General features: G+C 44.5%; 14 protein-coding genes. 6 read left to right on the top strand and 8 right to left on the bottom strand.

The genetic code is table 11. The features are described 5' to 3' along the window. Positions 1 to 143 precede the first annotated feature (143 nt). Positions 144 to 956 carry a class I SAM-dependent methyltransferase gene (locus BWX39_RS07360; RefSeq protein ID WP_028905118.1) on the bottom strand — a complete coding sequence of 271 codons (813 nt, stop codon included), beginning with the start codon at positions 954 to 956 and terminating at the stop codon, positions 144 to 146. A gap of 160 nt (positions 957 to 1,116) precedes the next feature. Here BWX39_RS07360 and BWX39_RS07355 point away from each other — a divergent pair, with 160 nt between their 5' ends. The 6 genes from BWX39_RS07355 to BWX39_RS07330 all read left to right on the top strand — a co-directional run bounded on the left by BWX39_RS07355 (position 1,117) and on the right by BWX39_RS07330 (position 7,574). Then, entirely contained in the window at positions 1,117 to 1,626 is a 510-nt protein-coding gene (locus tag BWX39_RS07355) for a hypothetical protein (protein WP_028905117.1), read from the top strand. A 127-nt stretch (positions 1,627 to 1,753) separates the two neighbouring features. Then, on the top strand, positions 1,754 to 2,794 hold the full coding sequence (rlmN, locus tag BWX39_RS07350) for a 23S rRNA (adenine(2503)-C(2))-methyltransferase RlmN (RefSeq protein WP_028905116.1): 1,041 nt from the start codon (positions 1,754 to 1,756) through the stop codon (positions 2,792 to 2,794). Next, positions 2,781 to 3,701, top strand: a complete 921-nt coding sequence (locus tag BWX39_RS07345; RefSeq protein WP_028905115.1) for a DUF4837 family protein — start codon at positions 2,781 to 2,783, stop codon at positions 3,699 to 3,701. Before rlmN ends, BWX39_RS07345 begins: the two co-directional genes overlap by 14 nt. A gap of 31 nt (positions 3,702 to 3,732) precedes the next feature. After that, on the top strand, positions 3,733 to 4,824 hold the full coding sequence (locus BWX39_RS07340) for a PdxA family dehydrogenase (protein WP_028905114.1): 1,092 nt from the start codon (positions 3,733 to 3,735) through the stop codon (positions 4,822 to 4,824). A 100-nt stretch (positions 4,825 to 4,924) separates the two neighbouring features. Further along, positions 4,925 to 5,917 carry a lysylphosphatidylglycerol synthase transmembrane domain-containing protein gene (locus BWX39_RS07335; RefSeq protein WP_028905113.1) on the top strand — a complete coding sequence of 331 codons (993 nt, stop codon included), beginning with the start codon at positions 4,925 to 4,927 and terminating at the stop codon, positions 5,915 to 5,917. 910 nt (positions 5,918 to 6,827) lie between these two features. Continuing rightward, positions 6,828 to 7,574: a hypothetical protein gene (locus BWX39_RS07330; RefSeq protein ID WP_028905112.1), complete on the top strand. Its 747-nt coding sequence runs from the start codon at positions 6,828 to 6,830 to the stop codon at positions 7,572 to 7,574. Positions 7,575 to 7,636: 62 nt separating this feature from the next. On the opposite strand, the gene BWX39_RS07325 is transcribed toward BWX39_RS07330, so the two are convergent. The 7 genes from BWX39_RS07325 to BWX39_RS07295 all read right to left on the bottom strand — a co-directional run bounded on the left by BWX39_RS07325 (position 7,637) and on the right by BWX39_RS07295 (position 12,840). Beyond that, positions 7,637 to 8,029, bottom strand: a complete 393-nt coding sequence (locus BWX39_RS07325; protein WP_014709741.1) for a PqqD family protein — start codon at positions 8,027 to 8,029, stop codon at positions 7,637 to 7,639. Positions 8,030 to 8,058: 29 nt separating this feature from the next. Continuing rightward, complete coding sequence (locus BWX39_RS07320) at positions 8,059 to 8,544, bottom strand: S24/S26 family peptidase (RefSeq protein WP_028905111.1); 486 nt, start codon at positions 8,542 to 8,544, stop codon at positions 8,059 to 8,061. After that, positions 8,544 to 9,434: a hypothetical protein gene (locus BWX39_RS07315; RefSeq protein ID WP_014709743.1), complete on the bottom strand. Its 891-nt coding sequence runs from the start codon at positions 9,432 to 9,434 to the stop codon at positions 8,544 to 8,546. The genes BWX39_RS07320 and BWX39_RS07315 overlap by 1 nt, the downstream gene beginning before the upstream one ends. A gap of 15 nt (positions 9,435 to 9,449) precedes the next feature. Beyond that, positions 9,450 to 9,917: a hypothetical protein gene (locus tag BWX39_RS07310; RefSeq protein ID WP_028905110.1), complete on the bottom strand. Its 468-nt coding sequence runs from the start codon at positions 9,915 to 9,917 to the stop codon at positions 9,450 to 9,452. A 56-nt stretch (positions 9,918 to 9,973) separates the two neighbouring features. Continuing rightward, complete coding sequence (locus tag BWX39_RS07305) at positions 9,974 to 10,837, bottom strand: sigma-70 family RNA polymerase sigma factor (RefSeq protein WP_028905109.1); 864 nt, start codon at positions 10,835 to 10,837, stop codon at positions 9,974 to 9,976. Positions 10,838 to 11,075: 238 nt separating this feature from the next. Beyond that, the gene (locus BWX39_RS07300) at positions 11,076 to 11,573 is read right to left on the bottom strand and encodes a gliding motility lipoprotein GldH (RefSeq protein ID WP_028905108.1); all 498 of its coding nucleotides are present in this window, start codon (positions 11,571 to 11,573) and stop codon (positions 11,076 to 11,078) included. After that, positions 11,566 to 12,840, bottom strand: coding sequence for a PSP1 domain-containing protein (locus BWX39_RS07295; RefSeq protein ID WP_028905107.1), 1,275 nt, complete (start codon positions 12,838 to 12,840; stop codon positions 11,566 to 11,568). The genes BWX39_RS07300 and BWX39_RS07295 overlap by 8 nt, the downstream gene beginning before the upstream one ends. Positions 12,841 to 12,881: the final 41 nt, after the last annotated feature.

Below are 12,881 nucleotides of genomic sequence, written 5' to 3'. Positions count from 1 at the left end.
TAATTTCTCTACGTGTAAGTAAATATTTCTCTACACGTAAATAAATATTTCTTTACGTGTAAATAATTCGTCTGATTGCGAAAATGAATGCCCAAACCGATTCGGTAGACACGTTTTTCGCAGTCGTGCTGGATAGACAGACGCTACTTTATTTCTATTCGCACAATGCGCTGATTGAAACGTTTGTAAAAGAAAGGCAACTTGTAAAGTAAGCGCAAGACGAGCGGCATACGCCCTTGGTCGTAGTCGCTCATATAGTATTCGTGGGCAACGTGCAGCTTGTCGTGCCACGTTTCCATTGCTTTCGTGTTCAGTTCCGACCACAGGAACTGTACGTTGCCGTTTATCTTCTTCACGGTTTCGTGCTGCTTGCTGTGTTTGAGTGCGAAGAAGGCAAGCATATCGAACAAGACGGTAGCCTCACCCAACTGTTCGCAAACCATTTGGAAGAAACTTTTAACCTGTTCGGGCTTAAAATACATCAGCACACCTTCTATTATTATCAGCACAGGCTTGTGGTAAGCCTTCACCTTTTCTATCCATTGGCTGTCGAACATCGACATTTTCAAGTAGCTGTTCTTTTCGGTTTCGGGCATAAAATGCGCTCTTATGTTGATTACTTCCTCAAGGTCGAGGTCGAACCACTGCGTAACTTGCGGGCAGCCCATACGCTGGTAGCGTGCGTCAAGACCTGCACCAAGCTGTATAACTATGGCGTCGGGGTGCTTGTTGAGGAAGTTTCTCGCCTCTTCGTCTATCAGATTGGCACGAATGCAGCAACCTATTTGCGAGAGTTTGCCGTGTTTGAACTTCGTGAAATCGTAGTCGATGTTGCTGATAATCTGTCTTGCTATTTCGTCGTGGAGCAGTCCGTTGCCCTCTTCCGTTTCGGTTGCCTTTGCCCAAAGCGTTATCAGCATCGTTTCAGGTATGCTCGAAAGTTGTTTTGTTTCCATAGTTCTGTTTGTTTTTAGTTTGTTACGATAAGGCAAAAGTAGAAAGAACACAGCGTTTTGGCAATACCTAAAAGTGTGTATTTTTCTTGTTCGGGCTTCACAATAAAGCATTTATGCTTTCGTTATAAGCTATATAAAAATGATAAAAAGAAATTTAACTATGAAGAAAGTAGTATTTTTATTTATGGTTTGCTGCGCTATAGCAATGTCGCTGATGTCGTGCCACAAGGAGGCAGAGCTGACTCCAGAGCAAGAAAAGACCATTGCTGTGCGCAAACTCTATTATGAACGAGTGTTGGGACAATGGTTTTACGAAGAGCAAGGTGAGACAACTTACTACTATGTAGCCTATAATTTCAAACCAAAGGGACAGTTGGAAACCCATGAGAAGGTGGCTGTGCGAAAGCGAATAAACGGTGGAGCAACGGCAACATATAGCGATTGGGAAGTAAAAACCGACACCATAATAAAAGGAAAATGGGGCTTAGGCTGGAAAGAAGAGTATGGCGAGATGTATCTTTCTACATCAGAGGAAGACGGTAAAGGACACAGTGTAGTGCAACTTCACTGTTTAGAATATGTAAATCAGAATGAATTGGTATTGAAATATTTCGGTACAGGCAACGAATCTATGCTTTTCAAGCGCGGCACTTCGAAGCCTTCGATTTAGAAAACATTGCTTTCGCTAAGGAATAACCACGTTTTCTTGTCGGTAATTCGTCTATTATTCGACAGAAAAACGTGGTTATTCCTTATTTTTTCGTTATCTTTGCACCATTATATATAGAGAACAAGATATGGAAGTCGCAAAGAAACCACTTATGGGAATGAACCTTTTGGAACTGAAAACGGTTGCAAAGGAACTCGGTATGCCTGCCTTTACGGGCGGACAAATGGCAAAGTGGCTCTATACGCAGCATATAACGTCGATTGACGAGATGACAAACCTGTCGAAAGCCAATCGCGAAAAGCTGAAAGCGGTTTACACCATAGGTTGCAAGAAGCACATCGACGCACAGTATTCCAAGGACGGAACCATTAAGTATCTGTTTCCAACGGACGACGGAAAGTTTGTTGAGTCGGTGTATATACCTGATGAAGACCGTGCCACGCTCTGCGTTTCGTCGCAAGTGGGCTGCAAAATGAACTGTCTTTTCTGTCAGACAGGCAAGCAAGGCTTCGAGGGTAACCTCTCTGCTACCGACATATTGAACCAAATATACTCGCTGCCCGAGCGCGAAAAGCTAACCAATATCGTGTTTATGGGGCAGGGCGAACCGATGGACAACTACGAGAACGTGTTGCGAACAACGCAGATAATGACTGCCGACTATGGCTATGCGTGGTCGCCAAAGCGCATTACGGTGAGTTCAATCGGTGTGAAGACCAAGCTGAAACGGTTTCTTGAAGAGAGCGACTGCCACGTTGCAATAAGCATGCACTCGCCCATTCCTGCCGAGCGGGCAGAGATTATGCCAGGCGAGCGTGGTATGTCGATTGCCGACATCGTAGAGTTGCTGCGCAATTACGACTTCTCGCACCAACGCCGCTTGTCGTTCGAGTATATCGTTTTCAAGGGTGTGAACGATTCGGAACGCCACGCAAAGGAAATCATAAAGTTGCTGAAGGGGTTGGATTGCAGGATTAACCTGATTCGCTTCCACACCATTCCCAACGTTCCGCTGCACGGCGTAGACGATAAGAAGATGGAGGAGTTCCGCAATTACCTCACCCAACATGGCGTGTTTACAACCATACGTGCCAGTCGTGGGCAAGATATTTTTGCGGCTTGCGGCTTGCTTTCCACGGCAAAGAAGATAGCTGATGAACGTGCGTAGGCTGCTTTCGCTCGTTGCATTCGTGGCAATGCTGTTGCTGACGAGTTGTAAGAACGGCATGTTTCGCCCTGCAAGCTACGGCGGAGCCTACGAAGTTGTGGTGGTGGGCGATAGCGACAGCCTTCTGTACAACGTGCTTTCGGCACCGATAGTGGGGCTACCGCAGGCAGAACCGTCGTTCGACGTGGTGGAAATTGCGTCCGATAAGTTGCAGGGCGATAGCAAAATGGTGCGCAACATAGTTGTGCTGTCCATCAATCAACGTCAAAAAGGCGTGAGCATAAGCAGTAGGCAGAACGTGTATGCGCAGCCACAGGTTATCGTAACTGTTGCTGCTCCGTCGTTGCCAAAGCTGAAAGCGTTCTTGGAAAAAGAGGGACAAACCTTGCGAAACTACCTTACGAAAGTAGAACTGCACCGCACGCAGGCGGATATAGCGAAGCAACGGAATGCAAAGGCAGAAGCAACGATACACAAGATGTTTGGCATTGCTATGCAGATACCTGCCGATTTAACTGCCAGCAGAGTTGGGAAGGACTTCCTTTGGCTGTCGAACAACGCACCGTCAGGTATGGTTAATATCTGTCTGTACAGCATTGGTAAGGGCGATTTCCGCCAACAGCGCGACAGTGTGATGCGAAGAAACATTCTCGGAGAGCAGAAAGGAATGTATATGCGAACCGCTTCCATTGCTTCGGTAACACACGAACGGGGCAACTCCGTAACGGTACGGGGACTTTGGGAAATGAAAAACGACGCCATGGGTGGTGCTTTCGTAGCCTATTGGCAGCCCGAAGGCAGTCGCATAGTAGTGGCAGAAGCCTTTGTATATGCGCCCGAAACCAAGAAACGGAACCTTGTGCGCCGATTGGAGGCTGCCCTCTACACAAGAAACAAGCAAGAATAAAAACAAGAAACACATATATACAGAATAAGTTATGAACAACAATAGAAAAGTCCGAGTAGCCATTACGCACGGCGATACGAACGGAATAGGATATGAGCTGATATTCAAAGCCTTTGAAGAACCAACGATGTTGGAGCTTTGCACACCTATTATATATGGCTCTCCAAAGGTTGCTACGTATCATCGCAATGCCTTGGAGATAGAAGCAACCTTCACAATCATCAATGATATAAGCGAAGTTCAAGACAATAGAATAAACTTTATACCTGTTTTCGACGAGGAAATAAAGGTGGAACTCGGTGTTCCTACCGAGGAATCGGGCAACGCAGGCTTGCTCGCAATCGACCGTGCATTGGCTGATTACCGTGCAGGGGGCTTCGATGTCTTGGTTACTGCACCGATAGAAAACAGCGAGCAGTTCCATTTCAGTGGGCAAAGCCGATACATTGAAGACCATCTGCCAGCTGAAGAGCCAACACTCTCGATGCTTGTAAGCGAGAAACTACGCATTGCCTTGGCTACTCGCAACCTGCCGTTGAAGCAAGTTGCAGAGTCTATTTCTACTGAAGGACTTACCGAAAACGGACGTTTGCTGCACCATAGCATACGCCGCGACTTCCGCATTTCTAATCCGCGCATCGCCCTTTTGGCACTCAATCCGAAGGCAGGCGATAATGGTTTGCTCGGTTCAGAGGAACAAGAGGTGATTGAACCTGCCATTGCTGCACTCGAAAAAGAGGGCATACAGGCTTTCGGACCATACGCTGCGGATAAGTTTTTCGGTGGTAGCGATTGGGAACAGTTCGACGGTGTGCTTGCTATGTATTATGAACAGGGACTCACTCCTTTCCGTTCGCTCACGGTAGAAGGGGGCGTAAACTATCTTGCAGGGCTGCCATTGGTACGCACTGCACCCGAAACGCCTGCCAATTTCAGTATTGCAGGCAAGGGCGTTGCCGATGCTATGCCTATGCGACACGCCATTTTCCTTGCCATAGACATCTTCCGTCATCGCAAAGAATATGATGAACCGTTGGGCAATCCGTTGGCAAAACTCTACAAAGAACGTCGCGACGACAGCGAGAAGGTGCGCTTTGCCGTGCCAAAACGAAAGGAAGAATAATTGAAATGATAGATAGTTGCGTGGGTAACTCGGAGTTTCGGTGCTGCTTTGTACGGACGGAGTTACCTCGTTTTCTATTTTCTATAAAAGAAAGAAGCCTATGAAAAAGAAATATCAAAACGGTTTTTTCCTCTTCGGTATTGTGGTCTTGGTGATAATGGTAACACAATTGGACTTTGCCGAAGTATGGCGCGGACTGCAACACGCAGGCTATTGGTTCTTTGCAGTGGTTGTATTGTGGGCTTTTCTTTATGTTTTCAATACTTCTTCTTGGTATATTATCATTAAAAGCCAAACCAAAGGCGACGACAAACGTATGGTTCCGTTTTGGTATCTCTATAAACTCAGTGTGTCAGGGTTTGCTTTGAACTATGCCACACCGGGTGGACTGATGGGTGGCGAGCCTTATCGCATTATGGAATTGTCGCCCCATATTGGCGTAGAACGTGCAACCTCGTCGGTGCTTTTGTTTGTTATGACGCACATTTTCAGCCATTTTTGGTTTTGGTTGCTTTCCATTCCGCTCTTCATACTTACGCAGCAAGTCAGTGTTTTTATGGCTATTATGCTTTCTGTGGGCTGTGTTTTCTGCCTTACAGCTATCTGGTTCTTCATCTCGGGCTATAAGAAAGGACTTGCTGTCCGCGTTATGAACTTCTTGCGGTATATTCCTTTCGTCAAGAAATGGGCGTGTAGGTATGTGGAAGAGAATCGGGAACGATTGGAAAACATCGACCATCAGATAGCAGCATTGCACAATCAAGACAAAAAAACGTTCTTTTCGGTGGTGTTTATCGAACTTTTGTGCCGTATTTGCAGTGCCCTTGAAGTGTTTTTCATATTGCTTGTGTTGTTTCCAAGCGTGAATTATCTGAACTGTATTCTCATTATCTCCTTTACAACGCTGTTTGCCAACATGCTGTTTTTCATGCCGTTGCAACTTGGTGGGCGCGAAGGCGGCTTCTTAATGTCGGTCTCTGGCTTAGGACTTACAGCCAATGCAGGCATCTTTGTAGCCCTTATCGTTCGTCTTCGAGAACTTATTTGGACAGCCATAGGTCTGCTGCTCATCAAGGTTTCTAAAGGGAAATAAGAGCATTTAAAGACCTTACGCATTATCAAAATATAAGCTGTGCATCAATAAAGGTATTGGTGCGCAGCTTTTTTGTTGCCAAAATATGGGGTGTAAATTATCATTTTGCGAATTTTTGGTGGTAGAAATTAATGGATAAGAGGTTTATGTAATTTGTTAATTTAGATAAAATAAGAATAGTAAGTTGTTAAAAAACAAGCGTGAAACAACGGCGAGAAGGCGGCTTTTTTGCGTGAAAGAAGAATTATTTGCAAATAATTGCAGCATTTGTGTGCAAGTTTAATGGCTTAATTATTAGCTGTTTATGTTTGTGTGTGTGATGTTTGTGCAATGAAATGGAAAGATTGTGTTCGCAAAACAATCAATAAATATGATGTACAGAGTAGAATTGGCTTGTAAAAGCGTATGTCTTGCGTTGCAAAAGAGTAGCTTTTACCGTGTAAAAGAGCCGCTTTCGCATAGCGAAAGCGGCTCTTTTAGAATCTGAAAACATTTTTCTTGGACGATTAACTGCTTATTTGGGTGTTTCACAGCTCTATTTTGCTTGTTCAAATCGAATTTTTACACTAAACACTTTTATACAGTTTTTAAGACGGAAAGATGCAGGGCGATAGGCAGAATTTGTGCGTTAAGTATAGGCAGACTTACATCGAAGCTGTATTCAAGAGAAATTCTGATGGCTTTCGCTCACTCTTCAAGTACACCTTAACAGCTTGTTATACCTTATTTTAATATCTGTTTTGCCTTAAATTGTGAATAAAAAATAAATATTGAACTTATTACAAACAATATTGAAATAGAAAGTGTATCTTTGTAATCGATTAAAATATCGGTGTAAAAAGTACTGATAGATAACAGAAAAGAATTTAGATTGTATCAATAAATTAAAATAATAAAGATTCAACAAAAAATGAAAAGATTAATTTTAGGTTTATTTGCAATGGGAATGTTGGCCATTGCACCTGCAACTTCGGTAGCATCTAACAACAACATAGTAGTAGCAAACTGTCCTGAAGGAGTAAAGAAGGTAGACCCACAGGCATTTACCGATAAGCTTGTAAAGGAATTGAAGCTCGACAAGAAACAGGCTAAGGCTCTCTTGAAGCTTAATACGGACTATGCAGATGTTGCTGATTGCCCACATGCTAAGAGAAATTGTAAGAAGGCTGAAGGTAACTGTAAGCAAGCTGAAGGTAACTGTAAGCAAGCTGGAGGCGATTGCAAGAAGGCTGGAAGCGATTGTAAGCAAGCTGCAGGTGATTGCAATAAAGGTAACAGAGAATGCAAGAAGACCGACGGTGATTGCAAGATGGGTGCAGGTGATTGCAAAAAAGGCGAAGCTAAGAAATGCGATAAACAAGGCAATACTGAATGCAAAGGCGAAGGAAAACGTTGTGATAAGCAAGGTAATGCTGAATGCAAGGGTGGCAATGCTAACTGCAGCAAGGAGGCTAACGCTGACTGCAAGGGCGAAAATGCAAAATGTAGCAAGCAAGGTAACGCTGAATGCAAAGGTAAAGGTGCTCAGTGCGACAAGCAAAAGATGGCTGAGGGTTCACAGCACGTAAAGAATATGAAAGCAAGACGCACAGCTTATCTTGCTGAGCTGAAGAAGATTTTAAACGATAAGCAATATCAGCAGTATCTTAATATGTAAGTTCTTAATTCTCGATAAAATAAAAAACTCCTAACTGTTGCAGTTAGGAGTTTTTGTTTTCTTTATCCAAATAGTTTTTTAAAGAATCCTTTCTTTTCTTTCTTCTCTGCTTCTTCGGCAGGTGCAGAGGGTGTAGCAGAAAGCTTTTCGGTAGTTTCTTGTGTTGGAAGAACGGGTATATCGTCGCCTTCAAGAATGCCTGCTGCTCCCCATTGAGCCGTCAGTTTCGTAACGTCTTCGGTGGCAGTGGCTTCGTCTACCTCGTATTCGGCAGTGAGAATGCGCACCAAGTCGGCTATGGTAAAGCTTTCCAATTGCTGCGCTTCTTTCCAAAGAAAAGCCGAACTCTCGTTCATTGAGATGATGTTACTGAAGTCTATGTTCTCTTCGCCTTCGGCTACTATAATGTTTTCGCCACATACTTGGCGCAGGTTGAAACCTATTTTTGTTTTCATTTATTGTCGTTTTTATTGAATTATTCTATTTAAATGACTCCGAAAAGTGGAATCCATATCCTGCGGTAAATACCTAACAGATAGCGTCGTATGGGGCGCAAGCCTGTCCATACATAGCTGTAGCAACGCCATTTCCAGCCATTGGTGCGGTCTAAAGTGTTTCGTCCTTTTCTGTAAAAGCCGATTACAGCCCCCACAATATCTTTCTTTTGGCAGTGTTCTGTTGATAGATTGCCGTCGCCTAACAGTGTAACGGCTTCGCCATTGATGGCTACAATGCGGTGCAACACAAAGTGTTTAGGGGCTATTTCTGCCAAAACAGGGTCGCCAACGGCGATGGTTGTGGGCTTTACGAATAGGGCTTTGTCGCGGCAATCCTCTAAAAACGGTCGCATAGAGTTGCCTCGCAACGTGAGCGTAACGGTGTGCCCTTCGTTCAGCATCTTCACTATTTCGGGCAGGAAGACTGCATTTTCAAACTGAACCTTCGTTGTTTCTGTGCTGTTTATCGGCATTATTGTACTTTGCTTATTGCCTTGTAACACACTTCAGCCGCCTCTTTGTTGGGCAGGCAGTGCAGCGTGTAGATGCCTGTTGTTTCCACTATCTTTGTTATAGTATCGCAGATGGCATTGTAAATATCAGAATCCCACTTCATACTTGAACACGATGGCAGCAACGAAGCAAATGCCTGAATAGGCGGAAGTTTGTCTACGGAGTTGGTGGTGGCGCGGTCTATGCGCGTGATGGCACCAAGTCGGGCTTTTATATTCCTATAACACGGCGTCTTTCCGCTCCACGGACTGCCGAAAATCCAAAACTCGTTGTCGATGCATCGAATAATGGGATTGTCGTCGTTCATAAGGTCTGACCCTGCTATATGCCTTAGCCACATACTTACTTGAGTGGATTTTCCCGTGCCACTCTTTGCAATGAACGCATAGCCGAAATTGTTGTTGCGCACCAGCGATGCGTGTATCAGCAGCGTTTGCTTGTGCGCACCAGCGAAAGCAAATATCAACATGAGGGCGTTATTCAGTCCGAAGCTGCGCATATTGTAGTTTCCGTTGAGTGCACAACGGCAGTCGGAGAAGTCCTTGTTGGTTATCAGCAAGCAGCAGTCAGCCCCTTTTATATCTTTTATAATGTATTGGTAGCCGCCGTCTTCCAATTTATCGACTATCGTATCGCCGTTTCCCGTGTCGAAATTGCGTATGTGTTTCCGTTCTTCCTTGGGCACTGGGCGTAGTTGGTCGTCCACTGTGAGCTGGAAAAACAAGTCTTCCTTGAATGCTTCCGTGCTGAACGGAGCAAACGACGGTAGAAGTTTTATGCTGTTTTTCTCGCTGCCGGCAAAGACAATGCGAACATTTAGCTCTGCTATTTTAAAGTTGTGTGCTTGCATTGTTTATGGTTTTCTTTACTCTTCCTTGCGGTTTGCGGCTCTTTCTTGTATCAGTTGTTGTTGCAATTCGTCTGGCAACACCGTTTTAAAGCTGAATTTCGATGTCGGAATGGCATTGACAATATACTTTATTTTTGCTTTCTTGGTGTACTGCTCTTGTAGTTTCAAGTACTTTTTTATAGCGTTCTTTTGGGTCAAGGCATAGACAACAAGACAGGTTGGGTTGCTGTCTGGCTGTATGCTTTCCATATAATAACGCAGCTGATACGAATATTCGTCGCGGTTTACCAAGAAGTGTGTGTGGTTGTTTTCAACGTAAGCGTCTACGGCTTGTATATCGGTGAAGTTCACGGTAGAGTCGTTGAACGATGCCGAAAAGCCGAACATATAAACCTTTACGGCTTTGTAAGCGTCTTTTGCAGTTATGGTAGTCGTCAGACCGAATAGCATTACTGCTATTAAAACAAATTTGTAGTATCTCATATCCTTATTTTTATTTTCCTAAATCTTCTTTTTAAGAGTCGCCCTTGTCTTTATTCCTATTCTCCTAAGTATCCTTTTAATGAATCGCTTTTTACGTTGTGGCGCAGGCGTTTTATGGCTTTTTCCTTGAGTTGCCTAACGCGTTCGCGTGTCAGACCAGTCTGTTCGCCTATTTCTTCGAGCGACATTTCTCGCTGATTGATGCCAAAATATCCTCTCAAGATGGTTTGTTCGCGCTCTGAAAGTGTTACCAATGCCCGCTCAATCTCTTTCTTCAATCCTTCTTCCAGCAGTTGTTCGTCGGCAGAAGGGGAGTTCTTATTGGGCAATACATCGAGTAAGCTGCCGTCATCACCGCTTGAAATAGGAGCGTCCATCGATACTTTCTTTGTGATCATAGACATTACTTCCGCTATTTTGTCTTTCGGTAAGTCTACTTCGTCCATTATTTCGTCGATGCTGGGCAAGCGTTGGTGTTCTTGTTCAAACTGATGGATAACCTTGCGTACCTTGTTTATCGAGCCCATTTGGTTCATTGGCACACGTACGAGCCTGCTTTGCTCCGAAATGGCTTGCATTATGCTTTGCCGAATCCACCATACAGCATACGAAATGAACTTAAATCCCCGAGTTTCGTCGTATTTCTTAGCTGCTTTTATCAGCCCCAAATTGCCTTCGTTGATAAGGTCTGGAAGCGATAAACCTTGATTTTGATATTGCTTTGCTACCGAGACGACAAATCGTAGATTGGCTTTTGTAAGCCTTTCGAGGGCTTTTACATCGCCTTGCCTTATCTTTTGTGCTAACTCAACTTCTTCATCTAAGCTCACGAGGTCTTCGCGGCTTATGTCTTGAAGGTATTTTTCGAGTGCTGTGCTTTCTCGATTTGTAATCGACTGGGTGATTTTCAGTTGTCTCATCTGTATCGTGGATTGATATTAAGATTGGACAAATGTACACAAAAACAGTGAGTTGAGCAAGGAAATACAGAATAATATATGTTTTTTTACGCCTTTTTAGAAGAGTTTTGTCAGCCGTTCTGCCATTTGAAAAAGGAGAATTGGCTTCTTTGAAAGGGAGATACGGTCTTATTGAAAGGAAAGTCTCAGCTGTTTAGATGCCCTGTTTCTTTTAGTTTATCTACCCTTTATTATTTGTTTATCTGCGTTTTATGATTCGTATTCCTACATCGCTTATGCCCTGAAGCAGTTCCTTGCTCATGATGTGGCGCACTGAAATGCGGAGCGAATCGTTGCGTTTTAGTGGAAAAATGGCAATGCGTTGTTGTATCTCGCTTGTTGTAATTCCGCGCTTTCCTGCCAATCTTCCATCGTCGTTTATGATGTTGCAAGTTACGGTATCTTGGTAGCTGCGACTTGTTAGTTTCTTTCTTTTCTTGTGTATTACGGTGCGTTCGACGATGAACGTAATATTCTTGTATGGATAGCTTTGCGATGCCCTTACGCCCAAGTCCATACTATACATTCCTTCCCATTGGCGTGGAATGTAGAAGACAGCCGTGTCGTTGCGCTCCCACCCATTGATTGGCAAGGCTTTATAGCTGTCGTAGGTGCGGGCATCTTTGCACGCAATCGCTGTTATGGCAGCGATTGCAAGTGCTATGATGTGCGAAAAGGAATGCCCTTTCCTATTCATTATCGTTGTTGTTTGGTGTTCTCGGTTGCTGGTTGCCTTGCTGCGTCGGTCGCTTGTTGGGCTTTCCGTTTCGGCGTTGGCGCGGTTGTCCGTTCTGCTCTTGTGGGTTTGCCCTCTGCTGACTGCGCTCTTGGTTCCGTGGCTGACCGTTCTTTCTGTTGTTTCGGCGATTGTTCTTTCTGCCTGTCTTGTCCTTGTCGAAGCGGCTGAGGTCAGCTTCTGCCAACAGGTCGATAGGCTTCTTCGCAGGCTTGGCTTGGCCGTTGTTCAGCAGCGAAAGTGGTTTTTCGCCCTGACGGTTCATTTCTATGATTTCCTTTGCGCGTGCTGTAGAAATCGTTTCAAGATTTACTGCCAAGTTCTTATCGGTAGAGTACGTGCAAAGACCGTTCAAAATGTCTGTCTTAAACAAGAAATACTCAGTGTCCATTGTGTACAGATGAATGTCTTTTGCAGGTAGTTTCCTACTTGATTCCATATAGTCGTCTACCTCGTAGTTGAGGCAGCACTTCAGTTTGGCGCACATTCCTGCCAGCTTTGTTGGGTTTAACGAAATGTCCTGACAGCGCGCTGCATTGGTGGAAACGCTCGAAAAGTTTTTCATCCACGTAGCACAGCAAAGCTCTCTGCCGCACGGACCTGTTCCGCCAATGCGTCCTGCTTCTTGCCGAGCACCTATCTGCTTCATCTCGATGCGCACGTGGAAGGCTGCAGCAAGGTCTTTAATGAGCTGTCGGAAGTCTACACGCTCGTCGGCAATGTAGTAGAAAATGGCTTTGTTGCCATCGCCCTGATATTCCACATCGCCTATTTTCATTTGCAGGTTCAACGCTTTTGCTATTTGCCTGCTTTCTATCATCGTGCTGTGTTCTCTTGCTTTGGCTTCCTTGTATTTCTCCATATCCACCTCTCTTGCAATTCTATACACACGTTTAATATCGTCAGGCGATTTCGTACAGTTGGCTTTCTTGAGTTGTAACTTCACCAATCTGCCCGTAAGTGTAACTACGCCAATGTCGTGGCCAGGGTTTGCCTCTACCGCAACAATGTCTCCCTTGTGCAAATCAAGGTTGTTCACGTTGTGGTAGTATCCCTTGCGAGTGTTTTTGAATTGCACTTCCACAAGGTCGGTTGTATCTGTGTTGCCCGGAACATCTTCCAACCAGTCGAAAGTATTCAGCTGTTTGTCCGAGCGTCCACACGCTTGATGGCACAAACCGCGGTCGCAGCCTGTCCACATCTTAAATTTCATATCTTTATAATCCATTGTTTAACTTTGAGACCTTGCTTTTCGGAACGCCTTTTTCT

Source organism: Prevotella intermedia ATCC 25611 = DSM 20706 (genome assembly GCF_001953955.1).
Classification (GTDB): domain Bacteria; phylum Bacteroidota; class Bacteroidia; order Bacteroidales; family Bacteroidaceae; genus Prevotella; species Prevotella intermedia.
Note: the sequence above shows the minus strand (reverse complement) of the source record. Positions and strands in the feature narration are given on the sequence as shown.